We start from the raw sequence: 23,474 nt of genomic DNA, 5'->3' as shown, positions 1-23,474 counted from the left end.
CTGGCCTCATTCCTGCGCCAACAGCGTGGTGACGTAGTTCAAGGCTTCCCGTGCGCAATGGCTGTCGTAGCCGTAGTCGTCAACCAGGCGCTGCTCCACCGCGGAGATCTTGGCGCGCACCTCGTCGTCGGGCCGCTTACTGGAGCTGACGAGGCGCAGCACGTCGCGGCGCTGCTCGAACAGATATTGCTGCAAGGCGTCACGCAGCTGCGCGTGGCTGCCCAGGCCGAAACGTTGGCCGCGCTTGTACGCGCTCATCGCCTTGCGCACCACCTCCTGCCGGAACGACTGCTTGCCGGAATCGGAAATCGCAATCTTCTCCTCGACCGCACGCAAGAAACGTTCGTCCGGCCGCCGTTCTTCGCAGGTGATGGGGTCCTTGACCTGGCGGTTGTCCAGCATGGCTTCGACCTCGTCCAGATACTTGCCCAGTAAATCCTCGATCTCTTGCTCGAACGAGACGAACAAGGCTTTGTGCACATCTTCCTTGACCCAGCGGTTATAGAAATCCTTGCGCGTCAACACCAGATAGTCGACCCATTTGCGCTTGCGGGCCGATTCGATCCGCGCATCGCTTTCGATGCCATCCTTTAGCGCCAGCAGCACGTCCATCGTGGTCAGGCTGCTGCGGGAGGTTTGAATGATGGCATTGGACAGGGCATTGATGACGAAGCGCGGCGACACGCCGGACAAGCCCTCGTCGGGCGCCTTCTCCTTGCTGCGCAGCCGTTGCGCGTCGGACGGATGGACGCCGTCCACGTCTTCGCCGGCATGGATGCGCACGCGCCTGGCCAGTTCGCCGTCGCGTTCCTCGCCTTCGTGCAGGCGGGTCAGGACGGCAAAGACGGCCGCGGCGTGCAGCACATGCGGGTCCAGGTGGACGCTGCGGAAGGCCGGCGCCGCCGCCAGGATCAGCTTGTGGTAGATGCGCGCCTCATCCCGGTAGTTCAAGGTGTAGGGCACCTGCACAATCACCATGCGATCCAGCAAACCCTCGTTCTCGCTCTCCTGCAGGAACTTGCGGAACTCGGCGAGGTTGGTATGGGCGAGGATGGTCTCGTCGAGATAAATCAGCGGAAAGCGTGCCACCTTGACGTTTTTCTCTTGCGTCAGCGTCAGCAGCAGGTACAGGAATTCACGCTTGACCTTGAGGATTTCTATCATCTCCAGCATGCCGCGGCTGGCGGCGTACACGGCGCCCGACCAGGACCATGCGCGCGGATCGCCTTCGTCGCCGAACTCGGCCACCTTGGACAGGTCGACCGAGCCCACCAGGTCGGCGATATCGGCCGTATTGGGGTCATGCGGCGCATAGGTGCCGACGCCGCTGCGCCCGGCTTCGGAAATGAAGATGCGCTCGACCGGCATGCGCAGGAAGTCGCCGCTCAGTTCGTGTTCCAGCCGCATCCGGCAATGGGGACACAACTCGCCGGTCAGGTCGACGCCGTAGGTTTCGCGGAAGCCGGGACGCATGGTGTGCGGCACCAGATGCAGCGGCGATTCGTGCACCGGGCAGCCGGCGATGCCAAACAGGGCGCCGGCGTCGGTGTAGCTGTATTCCTCCAGGCCGCGCTTAAGCCGTATCACCAGCGTGGACTTGCCGCCGGACGGAGGCCCCAGCAGCAGCAGCAGGCGCCGCCCGACCTCGGAACCGGCGGCGGCGGCCTTGAAATAGTCGGCCACGCGCGCCAGCGCCTCGTCGATGCCGAAGAGTTCGTCGGCGAACAGCTTGCAGCGCAGCCTGCCGTGTTCGTCTTGCTGGCCGCTCCAGCCCAGCATGTCCCAGATGTATTGATGCGAACTGCGCACGAATTGGCAGGGCGCCATCGGCAGCACCTGCTCCATGAACTGCGCGAAGCTGCCGCTCCAATGGCCCGCCCGGTGCTGGCGCGTGAAGGCTTGCAGTTGCTCCCGGTATTGTTCCCGTTGATCCATCGTCGCATCCCCTCCTGTGCAGTCAGCACAGACAAGTATCTGCGCCAGGACGGGCAGGCTATATGAGGTGCGTCAAATGGACTCGGGGATTTTTATGGCTGAAAATCAGTCAGCGCGGTCCCACGGCGGCGTGCCGGAAAATGCCTCGACCAGGAAGTCGATCATCACCCGCACCTTGGCGCTCAGGTGGCGGCGGCTGGGATAGACGGCCAGCACATCGATATCGGACATGTGGTAGTCGGGCAGCACCCGCACCAGCCTGCCGGCGCGCAAGTCGGCGCCGACCAGGAAGCTGGGCTGCCAGATCACGCCCAGGCCGCCCAGCGCCGCGCCGCGCGCGGTGTCGCCGTTATTGGTGTGCATCACACAGGGCACTTTGACTGTATGAGGCTGCCCTTGGGCGTCCAGCATCTGCCACTCGTCGGCCGTGGCCGCGTAGCTGTAGCCGATGCAGCTGTGTTGCAACAACTCGGCAGGCTGCATCGGCATGCCACGCTGCTGGATGTAGGCCGGCGCCGCGCACAGGATGTTGTGCGATGTGGCCAGCTTGCGCGCCACATGGGAGGGCGAGCCGGCGCGCGAGATGCGGATCGCCATGTCGTAGCCTTCCTCGACGATATCGACCACGCGGTCGATCAGCACCACATCCAGCTGCACCTCCGGATATTTCTGCATGAACCTGGCCCACAGCGGCGCCAGGTGCAGTACGCCGAAGCTGAGCGGGGCGTTGATGCGCAGCACGCCGCGCGGCTGCATGGTGGCCGAAGAAACGATGGCTTCCGCCTCGGCCACGTCGTCCAGGATGGACTTGGCGCGCTCGAACAGCGCCTCGCCGCTGGAAGTGAGCGACATCTTGCGCGAGCTGCGGTTCAGCAGCCGGGTTTGCAGATGCGCTTCCAGGTCGCTGATGTAGCGGGTGACGTTGGCGGGTGAAGTATCGAGCGCGTCAGCGGCCCGGGCAAAACCTTCCCGGCGAACTACCTCAACGAATACTTCCAGTGCACGCAACCGGTCCATACGGCGCTCCCATTCATGTTTTGTAAAATATATATCAACAACACAATAAAAAAGCCGCAGCACCAGACGGGTGTTGCGGCTCTATGGCGATGGGAGCAGGGCGCTCAGCGCGGCAGGTAGTTCACGTTGGCGGCTTCCTTGATTACGCGGCCGGCGGTGATGGTGGCGTTGCCGGCAGCGTCTTGCATGCTGGTGGAATTGCCGCGATACATACCCACCAGTCCTGACGCCGCCTGGGCGTCGCCGGCATTGGCGGCGCGCTCGAACAACTGCTGGGCTTCGCCGCGTTTGGCCGGGTTCGCCAGATAGCGCAGGGCCAGTTCACGCTGGGCCACCGGCGAACCCTGTTCGGCCCACTCTTGCAAGCGACGCTCGGCGGCCGGTTGGCCCTGCGGGCCCAACTGCATGGCGGCGGCTTCAATCATGGTCGGCGAAGGTATCCCGTCTTCCTGCGCCTGGCAAGCGATCAGCGCTCCCACCAGCACCAGCACCGACGACACCAGCACGCCAGACTTGTTGAATAATTCCATATTTTAGTTACCCTTGGTTAAAGCAGTACCACCGTCAGTGAGCAGAGCCGTCTACTGGGCTGTCCAGGCTAAAACCCTGGGCCGTCTGCCGTGGCACTTCAAATGCTGCGCGCGTCGTTCAAGTGTCTCGACGCAATGCACCATTATACTTGCACTGAGACAAATTATCAATTGCGCAAGATGCCGTGGCGCAATAAACTTATCTTTCCATTCTACAAAAACATCGGCAAACATGGCGCACACTAGATTCTGCCTTGCTAGCTGCTTGAATTTGGCGGTACGGGTCGGATATTATCACGAAGCTTTTCAGGCACCTGATTGCAAGCCGATATTCAGGGTAACAATTGTAACCATTCGTTAAGAGAGGCAATATTGCGCTGACGGCAGGTGCTAGGTTGCACTGCAACACGGATAAGTATTCACAATTTCTGAATAATATGCCCGCATTTTTTGCATATTTATGCGGAGGACGTTGTATTTGGTTGACTCTGAGGCAGTAATAAACTGACCAGCAATTCATCAGGCGTGACGCGCGTGCAGCGGTCCGGGTGACCGCTCGTTAACGGTGATAGTCCAGCATCTTACTGTGAAGTCAGGCTGGGGTGGCTTGTCCGCCTGGCGGTGCATTTCCTTGCAGCCAGCCGTCGGCCGACTGCAATACCAGCTGATACTCGGATTCCAGGTCCCGCAACAGGGCCGGGACCCGATCCAGCAGGCGCCCTGCGATGGCCTGCTCCAGTTTGAGCGACGAAGCCACCAGGCGCTTGGCGCCCAGCGTGCCTATCGATCCCCGCAGGCTGTGCAGGATCTTCCCTGCGTCGGTATAGCGTTCTTCGCGCAGGGCGACGGCGGCTTGCTGCATCGGCGCCATGCCGGGCGCGCAGGCGTCGCGCACGATCTTCGAGACTACGGCCAGCGCCTTATCGTCATTGCCCATGTATTTGAGCAAGGTATCGACCGAAAAGATTTGCTCTTCGGCTAACGGCGGTAAGGCGTCAGACATGCATCGCTCCGTGTAAGGTGAAAACTCCCTGCATCATACTCTTTCCGGAACGCTGGTGTTACTGTTGCCCGTCATGAAACTGTTGGGTGAGCGTCTGCAAGGGCGTGTTCGACAGCGGCGGCATCGCCACAGTCGCCGGCGGCGCCACGCGCACCGGCTTGCCGCCGGCCTGGGCCGAATGCAACACATTGCTGGTCGCCTCAGGCGCCGCGTCCCAGAGCGGATGGTCCAGTCCTTCGAAGACGCGCTTCAGTTGATGGCCCCAGGTGTTGCGTATCATCTGGAAATACTGGTTGTGCTCGTCGATGGTGACGAAATGGGTGACCGCGAGTTTTTCCGTCTCATAGACCAGCAAATCCAGCGGCAGTCCGACCGACACGTTGGAACGCAAGGTCGAGTCCATCGAAATGAGCGCACATTTGGCGGCATCGTCCAGGCTGGTGGCCGGGGTGACCACGCGGTCGATGATAGGTTTGCCGTACTTGGCTTCGCCGATCTGGAAATAGGTGTTCTCATCGTGGGATTCGATGAAATTTCCGGCCGAATAGATCTGGAACAAACGGCAGCGTTCGCCCTTGATCTGACCGCCGAAAATGATGCTGACATTGAACTCGATGCCAAACTCGGCCAACGCCTTGGCGTCGCGCTCGTGCACCCTGCGCACGGCGTCGCCCAGCTGGCGTGCCGCCTCGTGCATGCTGGTGGCGGTCCAGATGCTGCGGCCCTCGGCGTTCTGCTGTTCTGACACCAGCTGGCGTATCGATTGCGAGATCGACAGATTTCCGGCGGTCATCATCACCATCATGCGTTCGCCGGGGATCTCAAACACGCTCATCTTGCGGAACGTGCCGACCTGGTCCACGCCAGCGTTGGTACGCGAATCCGAAAGAAACACCAGCCCGGCATTCAGGCGCATGCCCACACAATAGGTCATCGTTACAAGTTGTTGATTGGAATAATTATGATTGTACCCCGTCGTTGCGGCCCTATCTATTGCGGCACGATCTGCACGTCCACGCTCATCGACTCGGTGCCGCCGCCGCGCCGCACGCCCCGCACCGGCGCCGCCGCGTCGTAGTCGCGGCCGATGGCCAGGCGGCAATAGGCGTCCGTCATCAGCCGCGCGTGGGTCACATCGATGCTGACCCAGCCGGTGTAATCCCTGTCCTCGGCCCAGGCGTCCACCCAGGCATGGCTGGCGGCGTGGTCGCTGGTTTCCGGGTCGATGTAGCCGGACACATAGCGCGCCGGTATCCCGTGCGCGTGACAGCAGGCCAGGAACAGGTGCGCATGGTCCTGGCACACGCCTTGGCCCAGCGCCAGCGCATCGCTGGCGGTGGTGGTGACGGCGGTCGCACCGCTTTGATACCGGACCGCACCAAAGATGTGCTCCGCCAGGCGGATCAAGTCCTTGGTCTGCGCCTTGCCGTCCGGCAGGCAGGATGCCGCCAGCTCCAGGATGCCGGGCGTGGGCTCGGTCAGCCGGGTCGACACCGTGAAGATCAGCGGCGACAGGCTGTCGCCGTTTGGTATCCGCCCCTGTTTCGGGCTGGTGGTCTCGATCACGCCGCCGGCGACGATGGTCAGCCCCTGGTGCGGCACGTTCATCGTCATCATGTGCGACAGGTTGCCATAGGCATCAGTGTAGGCGTGCACATGGCCCGGCATGGCGATGTTCCACGACAGCACATGCTGCTGCGCTTCGGCGCGCGGCGTCAGGTGCAGTTGCTGAATGGTGTAGGCCAGCGGCGTGGTGTAGGTGTAGCGCGTTTCGTGGCGTATCGTCAGTTGCATGGAGTGTCTCGCTTCAAGCCGCCAGCGGCACCAGGAAGTCGCGGCTGACGCGATTGCCCAGTTGATTGATGTCGGCCAGGAAGCCGGTCAGGGTGTCGTGCAGGCCGGCCGCCAGGATGTCGTCGATTTTGCCGAATTGCAGTTCGGCCCGCAGCCTGCCGGCGAAGCGTTCCGTATCGGCGGAAACGTCGTTGCGCACTTCGCCCAGGTTCTGGACCACTTCGTCCATGCAGGCCAGCAAGGAACGCGGCATGTCGCCGCGCAGCATCAGCAACTCGGCGATGCGGGCCGGGGTGATGACGTCGCGATACACCTTGCGGTAGATCTCGAAACCGGACACCGAGCGCAGCAGCGCGCCCCAGTAATAGAAGTCGCGTTGCGTCATGGCCTCGCCGGTGCTTTCCGCGCCACCGCCGTGGAACTTGACGTCGAGGATGCGGGCGGTGTTGTCGGCCCGCTCCAGGAAGGTGCCAAGCCGGATGAAATGCACGGCTTCGTCGCGCAACATGGTGCCAACCGTGACGCCGCGCGACAAATGGGAACGGAACTTGACCCATTCGAAGAACTTGCTGGGATCGTTGTCCAGCAGATCGCTGTTCAGGCGCTTTTGCATGTCCAGCCAGGTCTGGTTCTGGATTTCCCAGACTTCCGTGGTCAGCGTGCCGCGCACGGCGCGGGCGTTTTCGCGCGCCTCGGTCAGGCAGGCCACGATGGAGGAGGGATTGTCCGGGTCGCGCACCATGAAGTCGATGACGGCGCGCGCCTCCAACGTGTCGTACTTGCGGTCAAACGCGGACTGCAGCTCGGAGATGCCGAGCATGGCGCGCCAGCCGTGGGCGTTTTCCTCGTCGGACTGCGGCAGCATCGACGTTTGCACGTTGACGTCGAGCATGCGCGCGGTGTTTTCGGCGCGCTCGGTGTAGCGGGCCATCCAGAACAGGTGATCGGCGGTGCGGCTTAACATGAGCTCTCCTTAGCGTTCCAAAATCCAGGTGTCCTTGGTGCCGCCGCCCTGCGACGAGTTCACCACCAGCGAGCCTTCCTGCAAGGCTACGCGGGTCAGCCCGCCCGGCACCATCGCAATGGTCTTGCCGGACAGCACAAACGGTCGCAGATCGATATGGCGCGGCGCGATGCCGCTTTCCACATAGGTGGGGCAGGCCGACAGGGCCAGCGTCGGCTGGGCGATATAGCCGTCCGGCCTGGCGATCAGGCGCCGGCGGAAGTCCTCGATCTGCTGCCTGGTCGAGGCCGGACCGACCAGCATGCCGTAGCCGCCCGCGCCATGGACCTCCTTGACCACCAGCTCGGGCAGGTTGGCCAGCGTGTAGGCCAGGTCTTCCTTCTTCCGGCATTGGTAGGTCGGCACGTTGTTCAGCACCGGCTCTTCGGACAGATAGAACTTGATCATGTCGGGTACAAAGGGATAGATGGACTTGTCGTCCGCCACCCCGGTGCCGATGGCGTTGGCCAGCGTGACGCGCCCGGCGCGGTACACCGACAGCAAGCCCGGCACGCCCAGCGAAGAATCCGGACGGAACGCCAGCGGATCGAGGAAATCGTCGTCCAGGCGGCGATAGATCACGTCCACCCGCTTGGGGCCGCGCGTGGTGCGCATGAACACGGTGTTATCGCTGACAAACAAATCCTTGCCCTCGACCAGCTCCACGCCCATCTGCTGGGCCAGGAAGGCGTGTTCGAAGTAGGCCGAGTTGTACATGCCCGGCGTCATCACGACCACGGTGGGATCGTTGATGCCCATCGGCGCCACCGAGCGTAGGTTATCGAGCAGCAAGTCCGGGTAGTGGTCGACCGGAGCGATCTTGTTGCGGGCGAACAGTTCTGGGAACAGCCGCATCATCATCTTGCGGTCTTCCAGCATGTAGGAGACGCCGGACGGTACCCGCAGGTTATCCTCCAGCACGTAGAACTCGCCCTGGCCGGCGCGCACGATGTCGACCCCGGCGATGTGCGCATAGATGTCCGACACCACCTTGATGCCCTGCATCTCGGGCCGGTACTGGGCGTTCTGGTAGATTTGCTCGGCGGGGATGATGCCGGCCTTGATGATGTTCTGGTCATGATAAATATCATGGATGAACATGTTCAGCGCCTGGACCCGTTGCACCAGCCCGGTTTGCAGCTGCTTCCATTCGGCCGCCGGGATAATGCGCGGTATGGTGTCGAAGGGGATCAGCCGCTCGGTGCCGGCATCGTCGCCATAGACGGCGAAGGTGATGCCGACCCGGCGGAAGGTCAGATCGGCCTCGGCCCGCTTGCGCTCGATGGTCTCGGCCGACTGGCGCTGCAGCCAGCCGCAAAACTCGCGGTAGTGTTCACGTACCTCGGCGCTGGCGTGATGGGCCAGCCCGTCGGCGGTCATTTCGTTGAAGAATTTAGCCATATCGAACATTCCCTGATGAGTACATGTCTCTTCTATCAAGAAACGTGCCAGATGAAATGCCCGATTTTGGTGCGATTATTCCTTCTGCGCTTGCAGGCGCAGCTGTTCGATTTCGCCGCTGTCGCGCATCTTCTTGATGACGGCGGCCAGTCGCAGCGCCAGTTTTTCGTGTTTCCTGTTCAGGTAGGCGTACACCGGGAGGCGTTCCATGAGTCCGGCCTGGCGTATGCCGGCGTTCCTGAATTCGGCACTGGCCAGCATGGGTTCGACGATCTCGGCGGCATCGATGTACAGGTCGCTGCGCCCGATGACCAGCTTGCGCAGGCCCAGTTCCGCGTTCAGCACGCCGGCAAAGGCGCCGGCCGGCAGCACCGCGGCCAGCCGTTGCTGGACCACCGGGTAGCCGAAGCGGAAATCCACGCGGTAGCTGGTGCCCCGCAGCGATTCCCAGCCGTTGCTGAGGCGCAGGTCCGGATCGCGGGTGTAGGCGACGTCGCTGGCCACCAGCGGCGCTTCCGCCACTCGTATCAGGACCGACTGCATGGCGCCGTAATCGTAACCGCGCGCCAGCTCGCCGTCGACGTTGCCGGCGATCGCCTCGGCGCTGGCGCGGGCGGCCGGGAAAGTGCGTATCGTCATCGTCACGTTCAGTTGCCGGAACGCTTCCGTGTAAATCAGCCGCAGCCAGCGATAGGCGTAGCTGCTCTGCTGTTCCAGCATGCTGCCCATGACGATGTGCGCCACCTCATCGGCGGCCAGGCATGGCGCGATGCCCAGGCCCAGCAGCGTACCCATCGCTATGACCCGCCTGCGCTGCATATCCGCCCCTTGTAGTCGTCTATAGCACGAGTATAGCTTGCCAGCCAGGCAAGACGGTACAACTTATTGGGCCATGTCGATCTGCCAGAAGCCGTTGCTGGTCTCGGTCTTGTGGGCCACCATCGCGGCCGGCAGGGTGACTTTCAATGCCGCCATGCGCGCCGGGTCGACCATCACCGTCGGCGTCATCTGGCGCAGGATGGGCAGCACGTCCGGCTTGGTGTGACGCTGCAGGATCTTGGCCGCCTGGCTGCCGGCCAGCCGGCCGACCTGGGTGAAATCGGCGCCCACGTAGAGCGCCGCGCCCGGCACCCGCACCATCGCCAGCGTCACCACCGGCACCTTGTTCTCGATGCCGAAATCGCCCAGGTCGATCGCCGCCTCGTAACGGTGCAGGCCGTAGTAAGTGTCCAGCGGCACGGCAAAGATATCGACGCCACGGCCGCCGTTATACAGTTCCTTCAGCGTTGGCGCGATCGGATCGGTCTTGTTCACCAGCCGCGTGCTGACGTCCAGCCCCAGCGGCTTGCCGTCGCGGGTTGCCTCCGCCACGTTGGCGACGCCGTTTTCATCATCGGTGTGCACCATGCCGATCCGGTGGGCGTTGGGGAACACGTCACGGACCAGTTTCAGCGAGTCGGACATGTCGGTGTACAGGGTGGAGCCGGTCGCGCCTTCGCCGGCGTCCACCAGCGATATGCAGCCGGCATCCTCCGGGTTGGCCACCGCCGTGAATACCAGCGGGATATGGGCGTCGACCAGCATGCCGCGCGCATACTTGGTGGCCGGCGTGCCTATCGTCAACACCAGGTCAGGCTTGGTGGTGACGATGCGGCTGGTCTCCTGGCGGATGCGCAGCAACACGCCCAGCCGGTTCCAGAAGCCGCCTTTCTCGACGTCGAAATCGATGGCCACACGGTTGATGCTCAGGTTCTTGCCCTCCACCAGGCCGCTCTCCTGCAGCGACTTGATAAAGCCGGTGTAGGCTTGCTGGTAGGGTTCGATGTCGGTGACCTGCAATATCTCGACCTTGAAGACGCGGGCGTCGTCCATGGTCTCTGGCGGCAGGGGTTCGAAGGCGAGGGCGGGGAGGTTGCCGGCGCACAGCGCCAGCGCGATCAGGGGAAGTGCGATGGATTTTTGCATGGTGGGTCTAATTGCTGTCGATGCAATAATTAGACCAGAGATGCCCGTCAGGCACGCTCGCAATCGCATGCCTTGACGAGCCAATCTGCGCGTTCTGTGGGCCAGCCGCTACAGGTTGCCGCTGCCGCTGCCGCTGCTGCCAGGGGTGGTGCGGCTGGCGCTGGCGCCCGGATCGCTTTGCAGACTGCCGGTGCCGGTGCCCATCACGCTGCCGCTGGCGGTGCGGGCGCCGGGGGCGTTCTGCTGGGTGCCGTAGAAACTGTGGATCTGGCTGCTGAACTCGGCGCTGGCCATGTCGGGCCAATTATCCTTGTTGAAGCCGGGGGCGTTCTTCAGGTGCTCTTTCGAAACATCCAGCAGGAAGCGTTTGTTGGCGGTATCGAGTTGCATGGCCTGCCAGGGGACGGCGAACAGCTTGTCGCCCATGCCCAGCCAGCCGCCGAACGACAACACCGCATAGGCAACCTGGCCCTGGCGCATGTCGAGCATGATTTCCTTGATGTCGCCCAAGTCTTCGTCCTGGAGGTTGTAGACGTCTTCACCGATCAGTGTGTCGGCGCCCATCAGCCGAGGGCCGGGGCCGGCCGAGGTATCGCTGTAAATGCCATAGGTATCGCGGTCTAGGTAGCTCATGTTGGTCTCCAGATGGTGAGTAAGGTCCCTCGTTGGATCGCGAGGTGACAACGCTCATCATGCTTGGAGCATCCCGGTACAGCTATAGGTGCGCGAGCGGTGTGGCTGTAGGACAGGACTGAGTTCCTGGGGAACCAAACTCAGGCCGCCGCCGCCACCACCCGGTTGCGGCCGTCCCGCTTGGCACGGTACAGCGCGTGATCGCTGCGTTCTATCCATGCTTCATGACCGGGGTCTGCCGGATTGACGAGTGCGATGCCGACGCTGACCGTGAAGTGGAAAACGCCGTGCTCACTGGCCACCGGCGCCGCCGCCACGCGGCTGCGCAGGCGTTCGGCGAAGTAGTAGGCGCCTTCGGCGTCGGCTTGTGGCAGGATGATGACGAATTCCTCGCCGCCGTAGCGGCAGGCGCAGTCCACCTCGCGCGACAGGGCGCGGATCGCAGTCGCCAGCACCCGGATCGCCTCATCGCCGACCGGGTGGCCGTGGCGGTCGTTGATCTGCTTGAAGTGGTCGATATCGATCATCACCAGCGCCGCCTGCGCGCCAAGCCGCTGGGCCCGAAGCCATTCGGCGGCGATGCGCTCGTCCGCCACGCGCCGGTTGTGCAAGCCGGTCAGGCTGTCGGTGCCGGCCAGCATGTACAGCCGCTGGTTCGCATGGCGCAAGTCGGCCAGCAACTGGTTGGTCAGCGTCTGCCAGTGGATGAACATGTGATAGCCGAACACGGCGATAAACACGACGATCAGCGCGAACACCCAGTAAAACGCCCAGGTCGTATCGCGCGCCACCTCCAGCGCCCGCGCCAGCCCCGCAGGAATGGCGGCCGCCTGTGCCTGCAGCAGATTGTCGGCCAGTTGCAGGGTGACGAAACCGTAGACCAGCACGCCGATCGTCACGCAGCCGAGCCAGCGCAGCACTGAACCGCGCGGATCGCGGCTGGATTCCACCAGCAGTTGCGGCCGTTGCTGTTGCCAGCGCTCCAGGTGCGGCCACATCAGCGCCAACACGGGCGCGCAGAGCAACACGCTTTGCAGGAAGGCGCCCAGCCACCAGCCCTGCCAGATCGGCAGCAGGGCAGTAGAGTCGATGCGGTTGGTGTAGCACCAAACCAGCGCGCCGCTCGAACTGAAGATCGCGCCGACGAATGCCAGCTGCACGTAGAGCAGCATCGCCCCCACGCTGGTCAGGCGCCGGCTGGCGGAAATGGCCCGGTAACCCAGCCCCATGACCGCGAAGCCGAGCGGATTGGCGCCGCTGAACAGCAGCGCCCAGGGCAGCGGCATGCCGCCGTACAGGGCCAGTGTCAACGTCGCCAGATAGGCCGGAATGGCGCCCCACCACCAGCCGCAGGTGAGCGTCCACAGCAGGCAGATCACCAGCGGCGGATAAACGGTGATGTACAGCTCGACCCCGCCCAGCCGCACCGGCAGGCCGGACCATTTGTAGATCACGGAAGCCAGCCCCAGCCCGATACTGGCGGCCAGCGACAGCAGCCACAGCGCCGCGATTGTCCGCTGTTCGGCCCGGTCGCCGTGCCGGAACAGCCGACGCACCGACACGGCGCGCGCCATCTGCGGCAGCTCCGACGGCGGCTGGCTATGTTTCATGGAGAAATCCTAGTTGCATACAGGATTGTAGCGCGAGGCGATGTCGATTTGCTATGCCGGCCGGACGGCCACAGGTTTTTGTCGCAAGATGGACGGAAACGCCCGTTGCGGACAGTCATTGCGTTCGCAGACTTTGCACCCGTTGCCGATCGGCGTGGCGACGTCCGGATTGGCCAGGTCCAGGCCCTTGGCGTACACCATGCGCTGCGCCTGGCTGATATCGCAACCCAGCGCGATGGCAAACGACTTGCCCGGCGCCATGAAGCCGGCCGGACCGCTGCTGACCTGGCGCGCAATCCACAGATGGGTGCTGCCATCCGGCATGCGCGCCACCTGTCGCAACACCTGGCCCGGCAGGCTGAACGCCTCATACACCACCCACAGCGGACAAGTGCCGCCCGCGCGGGAAAAGTGGAAGGCCGCCGCCGACTGCCGCTTGGAAATATTCCCGGCCCGGTCCACGCGCACGAAAAACACCGGCAGGCCGGCAAATCCCGGACGCTGCATGGTGCTGAGCCGGTGGCAAACCGCCTCGAAGCTGACGCCGAACTGTCCCGCCAGCAGCGCGATATCGTAGCCGCAAGCCTCGGCTGCCGCCAGAAAGCGGCGGTAGGGCAGCCTGACCGCCCCGGCAAAGTAGTTCGACAGCGCCAGGCGCGCGCCATCCCGCGTTGCGTCGCTGGAAAACGATGCTGCCCGCACCAGCGACGCGATCGTCTCCCCCTGTTCCAGCAAGCCCAACTGCGCCGCCATTTGAAACGCACGTTGCCCTTCAGTGATCGTATCGGGCAGCCAAAGTATTTTTTGATCTGGATGATATTGTCGCCGCGCCGCCGGCAGCCCGGACTGATGCGAGGCCAGCACCGTCACGCCATGCCGCTCGGCCAGCCGGCGCTGCAAGGCGGCCGCGTCTGGGTCCATCTGCAACTCGGCGGCGCGGTCGAGCTCATCGATATAGTTCTGGCGCTGGTTCAGGTAATCGCGCACTTCCTCATCCACCGAGGGCGGCGCCACGCTGATGCCGCGGTTGCCGTCGTCGAACTGCGATTCCAGCGCCGCCGCGCGCCCGGCCACCATGCGGTAGCGGCTCTGCATCTGCACGATGGCGCGCGCCACGCCCGGCATGTTCTCGACCAGCGTCTTCAGTTCCGCCAGCGGGGTATCGGCGTCGGGCAGTTCGCTGAAGGCATCGCGCAGGTCGGCCACCAGCCCGGCGCTGTCGTGCTCGGAAAAAATCTGCGGGTCCACGCCCAGCACCGCGCCCACCCGCAACAGGATGGATACGGTCAGCGGCCGCTGGTTGCGCTCGATCTGGTTCAGGTAGCTGGGCGAAATGTCCAGCAGCTTGGCCAGCGCGGCCTGGGTCAGCTTGCGTTCCTCCCGCAAGCGCTGCAAACGCACTCCCATGAAAACCTTAGACATCTTCGCAACCTTCGCAAAATTCCGGCATCAGCTTCGCAATTCCTCGCATTTTTACGTCTTTACGCTTGTTTGCAATAAGCGAATAATGCAAACAATTAGCAAAAAACGCAAGCTTTTGAAACACCACCAGGAGACCGACGATGACCACAGCTATCCCCACCGTACCCTTGCTGATTAACGGCGAATGGGTCGAATCCCGCACCACTGTCTGGCGCGACGTCGTCAACCCGGCCACCCAGGAAGTGCTGGCCCGCGTCCCGTTCGCCACCGTGGACGAAGTGGCGCAGGCGGTTTCCGCCGGCCAGCGCGCCTTCAAGACCTGGCGTAAAACGCCGATCGGCGCGCGCGCCCGCATCTTCCTCAAGTACCAGCAGCTGATCCGCGAAAACATGGCCGACCTGGCCGCCACGCTGACCGCCGAACAGGGCAAGACCCTGCTCGACGCCGAGGGCGACATCTTCCGCGGCCTGGAAGTGGTCGAGCACGCCGCCAACATCGGCTCGCTGCAAATGGGCGAGTTCGCGCAGAACGTGGCCGGCGGCGTCGACACCTACAGCGTGCTGCAACCGCTGGGTGTGTGCGCCGGCATCACACCGTTCAACTTCCCGGCCATGATACCGCTGTGGATGTTCCCGATGGCCATCGCCTGCGGCAACACCTTCGTGCTCAAGCCGTCCGAGCAGGACCCGCTGGTGACGGTCAAGCTGGTCAGGCTGGCGCTGGAAGCCGGCATTCCGGCAGGCGTGCTGAACGTCGTGCACGGCGGCGAAGAGGTGGTCAACGCCCTGTGCGACCATCCCGATATCCGCGCCGTGTCCTTCGTCGGCTCCAGCCATGTCGGCAAGCATGTGTATGAACGCGCCACGCTGTCCGGCAAGCGCGCCCAGTGCATGATGGGCGCCAAGAACCACGCCGTCGTGCTGCCGGATGCGAACAAGGAACAGACCCTGAACCAGCTGCTGGGCGCGGGCTTCGGCGCCGCCGGCCAGCGCTGCATGGCGGCGTCGGTCGCGGTGCTGGTGGGCGAGGCGCGCGCATGGCTGCCGGAGCTGGTGCGGAAGGCCGCTGCGCTGTCGGTCGGCGCCGGCAAGAACAATCCCGACCTCGGCCCCGTCATTTCCTGCGCCGCCAAGGAGCGCGTGCTGGCGCTGATCGGCAAGGGCCTGGAGCAGGGCGCCCAGCTGGCGCTGGACGGCCGCGCCATCAAGGTCGACGGCTACCCGAACGGCAACTTCATCGGCCCGACCATCCTGTCCGGCGTTAAGCCCGGCATGGCGGTGTATGACCAGGAAATTTTCGGACCGGTGCTGATCGTCGTCGAGGCCGACACGCTGGACGAGGCCATCGCCCTGGTCAACGCCAACCCGAACGGCAACGGCACCGCGCTGTTCACGCAAAGCGGCGCCGCCGCGCGCAAGTTCCAGGAAGACATCGACGTCGGCCAGGTCGGCATCAACGTGCCGATTCCGGTGCCGGTCCCGCTGTTCAGCTTTACCGGCTCGCGCGGCTCCAAGCTGGGCGACCTGGGACCGTACGGCAAGCAAGTGGTGCTGTTCTATACCCAGACCCAGACCATCACCCAGCGCTGGTTTGCGGACGCGGCCTCGGTCGGCCAGGTCAACACCACCATCAGCCTGAAGTAATGAGCATGGACTTCGCGCTCAACGAAGAGCAGCAAGCCTTCCAGCAGGCGGCGCGCGAGTTTGCCGAGGGCGAGCTCACGCCCAACGCCGCCCGCTGGGACGCGGAAGGCCACTTCTGCCGCGGGACGCTGGCCAAGGCGGGCGAACTCGGCTTCTGCGGGCTGTACACGCCGCAGCATCTCGGCGGGCTCGGCCTGTCGCGGCTGGACGCGTCCATCGTCTTCGAAGAGCTGGCCGCAGGCTGCACCTCCACCACCGCCTACCTGTCAATCCACAACATGGCGACCTGGATGGTGGCGCGCTGGGGCAGCCCGGCCGTGTGCGAGCACTGGGTGCCGCGTCTGGCCAGCGGCCAGGCGCTGGCCAGCTACTGCCTGACCGAAGCGCAAGCCGGTTCGGACGCGGCCTCGCTGCGCACCCGCGCCGAACGCCAGGGCGACCGTTATGTACTCAACGGCAGCAAGGCCTTCATCTCGGGCGCCGGCAGCACCGACCTGCTGGTGGTGATGGCGCGCACCGGCGACAGCGGCGCCGCCGGCATCTCGGCCTTCGCGGTCCCGGCCGACACGCCCGGCATCAGCTTCGGCAAGAACGAAGAGAAGATGGGCTGGAAAAGCCAGCCCACCTGCGCCATCCATTTCGACAACGTGGCGATCCCGGCCGCCAACCTGCTCGGCGAGCCGGGGCAGGGCTTCGCCATCGCGATGAAGGGCCTGGACGGCGGCCGCATCAACATCGCCGCCTGTTCGGTCGGCACGGCGCAGGCGGCGCTGGCGCGGGCCGGCAATTATCTGAAGGAACGCATCCAGTTCGGCCGCGAGCTGGCGCAGTTCCAGGCCCTGCAATTCAAGCTGGCTGACATGGTGACCGAGCTGGTCGCCGCGCGCCAGATGGTGCGCCTGGCCGCGTGGAAGCTGGACCGGGAAAGTCCGGACGCCAGCGTCTACTGCGCCATGGCCAAGCGCTTCGCCACCGACGCCGGCTTCGCCGTCGCCAACGAAGCGCTGCAACTGCACGGTGGCTACGGCTACATCCGCGAGTATCCGCTGGAGCGCCACGTGCGCGACACGCGGGTGCATCAAATCCTCGAAGGTACCAATGAAATCATGCGCCTCATCGTCGGCAGGGCCATCCTGCGCGAGGGCGCCACGGAGCACATCAAATGAATAAAACCTACGCGAACCTGCAAGTCGAACGGCGCCAGCACACGGCCGTCGTCACCCTCGACAACCCGCCAGCCCACACGTGGACGCTGGAAAGCCTGGCGGCACTGGCCGAACTGGTGGCCGACCTGAACGCCGAGCGCGACATCTACGCGCTGGTGATCACCGGCGGCGGCGCCAAGTTCTTCTCGGCCGGCGCCGACCTGAAACTGTTCGCCGACGGCGACAAGGCCGTGGCGCGGGCGATGGCGCAGCGCTTCGGCAAGGCATTCGAGGCCTTGTCCGGCTTCCGCGGCGTCAGCATCGCCGCGATCAACGGCTACGCCATGGGTGGCGGGCTGGAGTGCGCTTTGGCCTGCGACATCCGCATCGCCGAAGAGCATGCGCAAATGGCCCTGCCGGAAGCGGCGGTCGGCCTGCTGCCGTGCGCCGGCGGCACCCAGCAACTATCGTGGCTGGTCGGCGAAGGCTGGGCCAAGCGCATGATATTGTGCGGCGAACGTATCGACGCGCGGCGCGCGCTGGCGATCGGGTTGGTGGAGGAAGTGGTCGCCACCGGCGCCGGATTGGATGCGGCGCTGGCCCTGGCGGAGAAATCGTGGCGTCAGAGCCCGAGCGCCGTCACCGTTTGCAAGGCGTTGATCCAAGGCGCGCGCAGCCTGCCGCCGCAGCACATGCTGCCGCAGGAACGCGAACGCTTTGTCGATCTGTTCGACACGCAGGATCAAAAAGAGGGCGTGCAGGCCTTCCTGGAAAAGCGTGCCCCGCGGTGGTCCAATGCGTGAGACGGTCACTCTGGAAAACACACCGGCCGTGTTGCTGGAAGCGCGCGAAGCTGCCGGCGGCAAGCGCATCGGCGTCGCCACGCTGAACGCCCCCTCGTCGCTGCACGCGCTGACCTTGAACATGATACGCATGCTCCACATGGCATTGCAGGACTGGGCCGGGGACGACGCGATCGCCTGCGTCGTGCTGCAATCGAGCTCCGACAAAGCCTTTTGCGCCGGCGGCGACGTGCGCACACTGCGCAACGCCATCCTGGCCGAACCCGGCGCCATGCCCAACCAGCTGGCGCAGGCGTTCTTCAGCGAGGAATACCGGCTCGATCATCTGATCCACACCTATCCGAAACCCCTGGTGGTGTGGGGCGGCGGCATCGTCATGGGTGGCGGGCTGGGCTTGCTGGCGGGCGGCAGCCACCGCGTGGTCACGCCGACCACCCGCATCGCCATGCCGGAGATCACCATCGGCCTGTTCCCGGATGTGGGCGGCAGCTGGTTCCTGCCGCGCATGCCAGGCCGCAGCGGCCTGTTCCTCGGCCTGACCGGCGCCTCGCTGAATGCGCATGACGCGCTGTTCACCGGCCTGGGCGACTATTTCCTGCCGCAAGAACAACGCGTCGCCGTGGTCGAAGCCTTGTGCGCCACCGAATGGAGCGCGGATGCCGCCGTGGTGGTGGATCGGCTGCTACGTTCGCTGAGTCTGGCGCCTGAGTCACTGCCGGTATCGGAAGTCCGCCAGAACTGGGATACCATCACAGCGATGACCGCCAGCCGCGAATTGAACGAGGTGGTGGCCGCCATCACCGGCTACCAGGGGGATACGGTCTGGCTGCAACGCGCGGCGGCGGCGCTGGCGAAGGGAGCGCCGTCGTCGGTTGCGCTGGTGTGGGAGATGCAGCAGCGCAGCCGCCACCTCAACCTGGCCGATGTGTTCCGGCTCGAACTGATCGTCGCCCTGCAATGCTGCGCTCATCCGGATTTCGCGGAAGGCGTGCGCGCGCTGCTGGTGGAGAAGGACAATGCGCCGCAATGGTCGCCGCGCACCTTGGACGAGGCCCTGGCCAGGGTCGCAGAATTCTTCGAGGCGCCGGGCCCGCAGCATCCGTTGGCGGACTTAAACTAACAAGGAGACAAAATGCAGATCGCTTTTATCGGACTGGGTAACATGGGCGCGCCGATGGCGCACAACCTGCTGCGCGCGGGCCGCACGGTGTCGGTGTTCGACCTGTCGGCGGCGGCCATGGAGAGCCTGCACAGCGCTGGCGCGCGCGTCGCCGCATCGGCCGCCGCAGCGGTGCGCGAGGCGGACGTGGTCATCACCATGCTGCCGGCTGACCGCCATGTGCGCGAACTGTATTTGGGTGAGCAGGGCATCCTGGCCCATGCCGCCGCCAACGCGCTGTTCATCGACTGCAGCACCATCGCCGCCGACGCCGCGCGCGAGGTCGCGGCCGCCGCCAACAAGCTCGGCCTGGCGATGATCGATGCGCCGGTCTCGGGCGGCACCGCCGGCGCGGCCGCCGGCACGCTGACCTTTATCGTCGGCGGCGAAACGGAAGCGCTGGCGCGCGCCCGGCCCGTGCTGGAGCAGATGGGCAAGAACATCTTCCACGCCGGCGGCCCCGGCGCAGGCCAGGTCGCCAAAATCTGCAACAACATGCTGCTGGGGATACTGATGGCGGGCACGGCGGAAGCCTTGAACCTGGGCGTCGCCCATGGCCTCGATCCGAAAGTGCTGTCGGACATCATGGCCAAGAGCTCGGGCCGCAACTGGGTGCTGGAACTGTACAACCCATGGCCCGGCGTGATGGACAACGTGCCGGCGTCACGCGGCTATGCGGGCGGCTTCGGCACTTCGCTGATGCTGAAGGATCTGGGCCTGTCCCAACAGGCAGCGCAGTCGGCGCAGGCGGTCACGCCGCTGGGCAGCCTGGCGCGTCAGCTGTTCCAACTGCACCAGCAGCAAGGCCACGGCCAGGAAGATTTCTCCAGCATCCTGCGCCTGTTCCAGCAGCCATCGTGATCGTCAGCGGCGCAGCGTCAGCCCATCCAGCGCGATGGGCGATGCCGCGCCGCGCAGCATGCCCGCCAGCAGGCTGGCCGAGCCGCAGGCAAAGGTGAAACCCAGCGGGCCGTGCCCCACATTCAGCCAGAAATTTCCGTAGCGCGTGGCGCCGATGATGGGCGCGCCGCCCGGCGTGGCGGGACGCAGGCCCGCCCAGGCGTCGGCATGATCGTAATCCGCCGCGCTGGGCATGGCTTCTTTCGCCAGCCGCACCAGCCCCTGCACGCGACGCTGACTGATGCGCGTGTCAGCGCCCACCATGTCCACCATCGCCGCCACGCGCAACTGCGAGCCGATGCGCGCGTACAAAACCTTGCGTTCAAAGTCGGTCACGCTGATCTCCGGCGCCACGTCGCCGACACGGATGGGCGCGGTCAGGCTATAGCCTTTGAGCGGATAGAGCGGCAGATAGATGCCGGCACTCGCCGCCAAGTCGCGACTCTGGATGCCGGCGGCCAGCACGAAATGGTCGGCCCGCAGCGGCCCGGCGGCGGTGCGCAGCCAAGCCACCTTGCCGCGATCGGTCCGTATTCCAGTCACATCGCGATGCAGCACGCCTTTGAAATTGGGATGGCTTTGCAAGCGGTGCATCAACTTCACACAGAACGCGTGACAATCCGCCACCGCCTCGCCGGGATTGAAGATGCCGCCCGCCAGATCGCCTTGCAGCGCCGCCAGCGCCGGCTCGCGCAGTGCCGTGGCGGCTGGTGTCAGCACCTCGGCATCCACGGTGGCCAGCGCGGCCGCGTGCTCGAACAGGCGCTCGCTGCGATACACCACCAGCTTGCCGGCCTCGCGCCATGCGAAGGCCGCCAGCGGCACCTGCGGCGACAAGTCGTGCATCGCCTGCCGGCTCAAGGCCCCGAGTTGCAACAGTGTGGCGGTGGTGCGCCGGTTGGCGGCGGCGTTGCAGTTGCCGAGGAATTGCGCCAGCCAGCGCCACTGCCGCCAGTCCGCCTCCAGCCGGAAGCGCAGCGGGCCATCCGGTTGAAACAGCCACCGCAAGGCCTTCAGCGGCACGCCGGCGTCGGCCAGCGGCGACACGTAGCGATAGCTGAGTTGCCCGCCATTGCGATAGCTGGCCATGCTGCCGACCTCGGCCTCACGCTCCACCAGCGTCACCCGATAGCCCGCCTCGGCCAGCCACCATGCGGAGGTCAAGCCCACCACGCCGCCACCGATGACGATCACCTCGCTCATGGCGTCACCGGCCGAGGATGGCGTGGCGATACAGCGCCGTCAGGATGCGCTCTTCGCTGCGCGTCATCGCCGAGTAGCGGCCGGGATTGCGATCCGGGTCGGCTCCTGTGCCGCCGATCAGCGACACCATGCCATTGCTACGCCGCAGATCGACCACGAAGGTGGAAATCAAGCCATAGGCCTCGCCCAGATGGCCCACCGCGCTGAAGCCGCCACCCTCGACCAGCCGCCGGTCATCGAAACGCTGGCTGCCCAAGCCCCAGCTGTGATACAGGCCGCGATGGGTGTCGCCGTTGCTGCCGTTGTGTTTCCACTGCTGGCGGAACATCAGCGCCACCGATTCCGGCTGAAGAATCTGGCGGTCCTGATAGCGGCCGTGGTTGGTCAGCATCTGCATGATCTTGCCCAGATCGGCGGCCGAGATACGCAGGCCGCCGGTCGGGCTGAACAGCGTACCGTTGCTGCCGGCGACGTAGCCGGCGAGGCCGGCGGGCGCCACCGGCGGGCGGACGCCGTAGTCGTCCACCTGCGCGATCCATGGTCCGTCGGGATTCCACACCTCGCTATCGACGGCGCGCTTGCGGTACAGCGTCGCCACGTTGTCGATTTCCTCGGGCGAGAATTCGGAAGGATTGTAGCCGCCGCGCAGGCCCATCGGTTCCAGCAACAGGCGCTTCATCAGGCGGTCGAAACGCTCGCCGCTGACTTTCTCCATGATGGTGCCGATCACGCCCCAGTTCAAATTGGTGTACGTGAAGTAGCCACCGGGACCGTGATCGCCGGCCCACATGCCGGCCGCGCCGCCAGTCAGGCGGTCGCGGATGGCGACGTCGGCGCCCCAGAAATAGCCGGCTTCGTCGCGCAAGGACGAGGTATGCGTCAGCAGCATGCGCAAGCTGATCGGCTGGTCGGGGAAGTGCGGATTGCGCAGCGCATAGCCGAGATAGCGGCTCACGTCCGCATCGAGCTCCAGCTGGTGCTGTTCAATCAGGCGCATCACGCCGAAGGTGGTCATCATCTTTGAGACCGAAGCGATGCGGAACAGGGTGTCGGCGTTGGCCGGCGCGGCCGCCGCGCCGATGCGGCGCTGGCCGGTTTGGTACTGGTAGCGCACCTTGCCGCCGCGCACAGCCAGCACCGACAGGCTGGCCAGCGGCATCGCCGGGTCGGCGGCGATGGCGGCCAGTTCCTGGTCCAGCGAGGCGGCCATGCCGCCGCCGCTGGCCCCCGCCATCAGCAACATCCCCATCAAGGCCTGCATTTCGCGTTTCATGGTGGCCCTAGAATTGATTCGATGGCCAAGAATACTGCGCGCGCAGCCCGCCTGCCAATGAAAACCGGCACTTGCCGTATAACTTTTCGGAATGAGTGCCCGGCAAGCTTTCATGACTGCGCGGCGGGCTTCACGCTTACACTTTCGACATGCTCAAAACCGAAACCCCCAGTCAGGAACATGCCGGCCTGGACCAGTATCCGGTGGCCGTGCTGGTCGAGACGCTGATCGCCGACCAGCTCAACGCCGTCGCAGCCGTGCGCGCCGCGGCCGGCGTGATCGCCGCCGTGGTCGAGGCCGCAGTACCGCGCATCGCCGCCGGCGGACGCCTGATCTACGTCGGTGCCGGCACCTCGGGGCGGCTCGGCGTGCTGGACTGCGTGGAGCTGCACCCGACATTTTCGTGGCCGCACGAGCGTGCCTTGTCGCTGCTGGCCGGCGGCAAGGGCGCGATGTTCCAGGCGGTGGAGGGCGCGGAGGACGACAGCAAGCAAGGCTTCCTCGATCTGGCGGCCTTGCTGCCGCGAGCCAATGACGTGGTGATGCTGCTGGCCGCCTCCGGCAGCACGCCGTATGTGCTGGGAGCGCTGGACGCCGCCCGCACCGCCGGCGCGCTCACCGTCGGCATCGCCAACAACGTCGACGCCCCGGTCGCCACGCGGGCGGAGTTCGGCATCACGCTCGATACCGGCCAGGAAGTTATCTCCGGCAGCACGCGCTTGAAGGCCGGCACCTCGCAGAAGATCGTCCTCAACACCATCTCCAGCGCCATCATGGTGCGCCTGCACAAAGTCCATGGCAACCTGATGGTCGACATGAAGGCCACCAACGCCAAGTTGCTGCGCCGCGCCGTGGCGCTGACCATGCACGCCACCGGCGCCGACGCTGCCAGCGCGCACTTCGTGCTGGAGCAATGCGATTACCACGTCAAGGCGGCGATCGTGGTGCTGCTGCGCCAGGTTCCGGTGGCGCGGGCGCGCGCGCTGCTCGACCAAACGGAGGGCAGCGTGCGGGCGGCACTCCTGCTACAGTAGC

General features: G+C 64.9%; 21 protein-coding genes. 6 read left to right on the top strand and 15 right to left on the bottom strand.

The window, feature by feature from the left end:
- Positions 1-6 precede the first annotated feature (6 nt).
- The 13 genes from KVP70_RS12895 to KVP70_RS12835 form a co-directional block, all read right to left on the bottom strand.
- Positions 7-1,935, bottom strand: a complete 1,929-nt coding sequence (locus KVP70_RS12895; protein WP_217942634.1) for a serine protein kinase — start codon at positions 1,933-1,935, stop codon at positions 7-9.
- 105 nt (positions 1,936-2,040) lie between these two features.
- The gene (locus KVP70_RS12890; RefSeq protein ID WP_217942633.1) at positions 2,041-2,952 is read right to left on the bottom strand and encodes a LysR family transcriptional regulator; all 912 of its coding nucleotides are present in this window, start codon (positions 2,950-2,952) and stop codon (positions 2,041-2,043) included.
- Between the two features lie 104 nt (positions 2,953-3,056).
- Positions 3,057-3,482, bottom strand: a complete 426-nt coding sequence (locus tag KVP70_RS12885) for a hypothetical protein (RefSeq protein ID WP_217942632.1) — start codon at positions 3,480-3,482, stop codon at positions 3,057-3,059.
- A gap of 592 nt (positions 3,483-4,074) precedes the next feature.
- On the bottom strand, positions 4,075-4,485 hold the full coding sequence (locus tag KVP70_RS12880) for an Hpt domain-containing protein (protein WP_217942631.1): 411 nt from the start codon (positions 4,483-4,485) through the stop codon (positions 4,075-4,077).
- 58 nt (positions 4,486-4,543) lie between these two features.
- Positions 4,544-5,419, bottom strand: coding sequence for a proteasome-type protease (locus KVP70_RS12875; protein ID WP_217942630.1), 876 nt, complete (start codon positions 5,417-5,419; stop codon positions 4,544-4,546).
- 56 nt (positions 5,420-5,475) lie between these two features.
- On the bottom strand, positions 5,476-6,279 hold the full coding sequence (locus tag KVP70_RS12870) for a transglutaminase family protein (RefSeq protein ID WP_217942629.1): 804 nt from the start codon (positions 6,277-6,279) through the stop codon (positions 5,476-5,478).
- Between the two features lie 13 nt (positions 6,280-6,292).
- The gene (locus KVP70_RS12865; protein ID WP_217942628.1) at positions 6,293-7,243 is read right to left on the bottom strand and encodes an alpha-E domain-containing protein; all 951 of its coding nucleotides are present in this window, start codon (positions 7,241-7,243) and stop codon (positions 6,293-6,295) included.
- Positions 7,244-7,252: 9 nt separating this feature from the next.
- Complete coding sequence (locus tag KVP70_RS12860; protein ID WP_217942627.1) at positions 7,253-8,683, bottom strand: circularly permuted type 2 ATP-grasp protein; 1,431 nt, start codon at positions 8,681-8,683, stop codon at positions 7,253-7,255.
- Positions 8,684-8,758: 75 nt separating this feature from the next.
- On the bottom strand, positions 8,759-9,478 hold the full coding sequence (locus KVP70_RS12855) for a transporter substrate-binding domain-containing protein (RefSeq protein ID WP_217942626.1): 720 nt from the start codon (positions 9,476-9,478) through the stop codon (positions 8,759-8,761).
- 87 nt (positions 9,479-9,565) lie between these two features.
- A complete protein-coding gene (locus KVP70_RS12850; RefSeq protein ID WP_217942625.1) occupies positions 9,566-10,648 on the bottom strand; it encodes an ABC transporter substrate-binding protein in 1,083 nt (360 codons plus the stop codon).
- 108 nt (positions 10,649-10,756) lie between these two features.
- Positions 10,757-11,281 (bottom strand): PRC-barrel domain-containing protein, encoded by a 525-nt coding sequence (locus tag KVP70_RS12845; protein WP_217942624.1) that lies wholly within the window; start codon positions 11,279-11,281, stop codon positions 10,757-10,759.
- A gap of 140 nt (positions 11,282-11,421) precedes the next feature.
- Complete coding sequence (locus KVP70_RS12840; protein WP_217942623.1) at positions 11,422-12,891, bottom strand: sensor domain-containing diguanylate cyclase; 1,470 nt, start codon at positions 12,889-12,891, stop codon at positions 11,422-11,424.
- A gap of 51 nt (positions 12,892-12,942) precedes the next feature.
- Entirely contained in the window at positions 12,943-14,313 is a 1,371-nt protein-coding gene (locus KVP70_RS12835; protein WP_217942622.1) for a short-chain fatty acyl-CoA regulator family protein, read from the bottom strand.
- Positions 14,314-14,453: 140 nt separating this feature from the next.
- Between KVP70_RS12835 and KVP70_RS12830 the strand changes: the two genes are divergently transcribed.
- From KVP70_RS12830 to mmsB, 5 genes are read left to right on the top strand one after another with little or no spacing between them, the layout of a single operon-like run.
- The gene (locus tag KVP70_RS12830) at positions 14,454-15,956 is read left to right on the top strand and encodes a CoA-acylating methylmalonate-semialdehyde dehydrogenase (protein WP_217942621.1); all 1,503 of its coding nucleotides are present in this window, start codon (positions 14,454-14,456) and stop codon (positions 15,954-15,956) included.
- Between the two features lie 5 nt (positions 15,957-15,961).
- On the top strand, positions 15,962-17,122 hold the full coding sequence (locus tag KVP70_RS12825) for an acyl-CoA dehydrogenase family protein (protein ID WP_217942620.1): 1,161 nt from the start codon (positions 15,962-15,964) through the stop codon (positions 17,120-17,122).
- Positions 17,119-17,904: an enoyl-CoA hydratase gene (locus KVP70_RS12820; RefSeq protein ID WP_217942619.1), complete on the top strand. Its 786-nt coding sequence runs from the start codon at positions 17,119-17,121 to the stop codon at positions 17,902-17,904. The genes KVP70_RS12825 and KVP70_RS12820 overlap by 4 nt, the downstream gene beginning before the upstream one ends.
- Entirely contained in the window at positions 17,897-19,024 is a 1,128-nt protein-coding gene (locus KVP70_RS12815; RefSeq protein WP_217942618.1) for an enoyl-CoA hydratase/isomerase family protein, read from the top strand. Before KVP70_RS12820 ends, KVP70_RS12815 begins: the two co-directional genes overlap by 8 nt.
- 12 nt (positions 19,025-19,036) lie before the next feature.
- Positions 19,037-19,924 (top strand): 3-hydroxyisobutyrate dehydrogenase, encoded by an 888-nt coding sequence (gene mmsB, locus KVP70_RS12810; RefSeq protein WP_217942617.1) that lies wholly within the window; start codon positions 19,037-19,039, stop codon positions 19,922-19,924.
- Positions 19,925-19,927: 3 nt separating this feature from the next.
- Here the strand turns inward: mmsB and KVP70_RS12805 are convergent, their stop codons facing one another.
- Positions 19,928-21,166: a D-amino acid dehydrogenase gene (locus KVP70_RS12805; RefSeq protein ID WP_217942616.1), complete on the bottom strand. Its 1,239-nt coding sequence runs from the start codon at positions 21,164-21,166 to the stop codon at positions 19,928-19,930.
- A 4-nt stretch (positions 21,167-21,170) separates the two neighbouring features.
- A complete protein-coding gene (locus KVP70_RS12800; RefSeq protein ID WP_229224789.1) occupies positions 21,171-22,439 on the bottom strand; it encodes a serine hydrolase domain-containing protein in 1,269 nt (422 codons plus the stop codon).
- Positions 22,440-22,588: 149 nt separating this feature from the next.
- Here KVP70_RS12800 and KVP70_RS12795 point away from each other — a divergent pair, with 149 nt between their 5' ends.
- Positions 22,589-23,473, top strand: a complete 885-nt coding sequence (locus KVP70_RS12795; RefSeq protein WP_217942615.1) for an N-acetylmuramic acid 6-phosphate etherase — start codon at positions 22,589-22,591, stop codon at positions 23,471-23,473.
- The last annotated feature ends 1 nt before the right edge of the window (position 23,474 follow it).

Source organism: Duganella violaceipulchra, from assembly GCF_019166075.1.
GTDB lineage: Bacteria > Pseudomonadota > Gammaproteobacteria > Burkholderiales > Burkholderiaceae_D > Rugamonas > Rugamonas violaceipulchra.
This window is presented reverse-complemented; position numbering and strand designations above follow the sequence as displayed.

What these genes read in the sequence shown, in the direction of transcription:
- KVP70_RS12895 (WP_217942634.1), bottom strand. Translation starts at nt 1,935, where the DNA reads ATGGATCAACGGGAACAATACCGGGAGCAACTGCAAGCCTTCACGCGC.
- KVP70_RS12890 (WP_217942633.1), bottom strand. Translation starts at nt 2,952, where the DNA reads ATGGACCGGTTGCGTGCACTGGAAGTATTCGTTGAGGTAGTTCGCCGG.
- KVP70_RS12885 (WP_217942632.1), bottom strand. Translation starts at nt 3,482, where the DNA reads ATGGAATTATTCAACAAGTCTGGCGTGCTGGTGTCGTCGGTGCTGGTG.
- KVP70_RS12880 (WP_217942631.1), bottom strand. Translation starts at nt 4,485, where the DNA reads ATGTCTGACGCCTTACCGCCGTTAGCCGAAGAGCAAATCTTTTCGGTC.
- KVP70_RS12875 (WP_217942630.1), bottom strand. Translation starts at nt 5,419, where the DNA reads ATGACCTATTGTGTGGGCATGCGCCTGAATGCCGGGCTGGTGTTTCTT.
- KVP70_RS12870 (WP_217942629.1), bottom strand. Translation starts at nt 6,279, where the DNA reads ATGCAACTGACGATACGCCACGAAACGCGCTACACCTACACCACGCCG.
- KVP70_RS12865 (WP_217942628.1), bottom strand. Translation starts at nt 7,243, where the DNA reads ATGTTAAGCCGCACCGCCGATCACCTGTTCTGGATGGCCCGCTACACC.
- KVP70_RS12860 (WP_217942627.1), bottom strand. Translation starts at nt 8,683, where the DNA reads ATGGCTAAATTCTTCAACGAAATGACCGCCGACGGGCTGGCCCATCAC.
- KVP70_RS12855 (WP_217942626.1), bottom strand. Translation starts at nt 9,478, where the DNA reads ATGGGTACGCTGCTGGGCCTGGGCATCGCGCCATGCCTGGCCGCCGAT.
- KVP70_RS12850 (WP_217942625.1), bottom strand. Translation starts at nt 10,648, where the DNA reads ATGCAAAAATCCATCGCACTTCCCCTGATCGCGCTGGCGCTGTGCGCC.
- KVP70_RS12845 (WP_217942624.1), bottom strand. Translation starts at nt 11,281, where the DNA reads ATGAGCTACCTAGACCGCGATACCTATGGCATTTACAGCGATACCTCG.
- KVP70_RS12840 (WP_217942623.1), bottom strand. Translation starts at nt 12,891, where the DNA reads ATGAAACATAGCCAGCCGCCGTCGGAGCTGCCGCAGATGGCGCGCGCC.
- KVP70_RS12835 (WP_217942622.1), bottom strand. Translation starts at nt 14,313, where the DNA reads ATGTCTAAGGTTTTCATGGGAGTGCGTTTGCAGCGCTTGCGGGAGGAA.
- KVP70_RS12830 (WP_217942621.1), top strand. Translation starts at nt 14,454, where the DNA reads ATGACCACAGCTATCCCCACCGTACCCTTGCTGATTAACGGCGAATGG.
- KVP70_RS12825 (WP_217942620.1), top strand. Translation starts at nt 15,962, where the DNA reads ATGGACTTCGCGCTCAACGAAGAGCAGCAAGCCTTCCAGCAGGCGGCG.
- KVP70_RS12820 (WP_217942619.1), top strand. Translation starts at nt 17,119, where the DNA reads ATGAATAAAACCTACGCGAACCTGCAAGTCGAACGGCGCCAGCACACG.
- KVP70_RS12815 (WP_217942618.1), top strand. Translation starts at nt 17,897, where the DNA reads ATGCGTGAGACGGTCACTCTGGAAAACACACCGGCCGTGTTGCTGGAA.
- mmsB (WP_217942617.1), top strand. Translation starts at nt 19,037, where the DNA reads ATGCAGATCGCTTTTATCGGACTGGGTAACATGGGCGCGCCGATGGCG.
- KVP70_RS12805 (WP_217942616.1), bottom strand. Translation starts at nt 21,166, where the DNA reads ATGAGCGAGGTGATCGTCATCGGTGGCGGCGTGGTGGGCTTGACCTCC.
- KVP70_RS12800 (WP_229224789.1), bottom strand. Translation starts at nt 22,439, where the DNA reads ATGAAACGCGAAATGCAGGCCTTGATGGGGATGTTGCTGATGGCGGGG.
- KVP70_RS12795 (WP_217942615.1), top strand. Translation starts at nt 22,589, where the DNA reads ATGCTCAAAACCGAAACCCCCAGTCAGGAACATGCCGGCCTGGACCAG.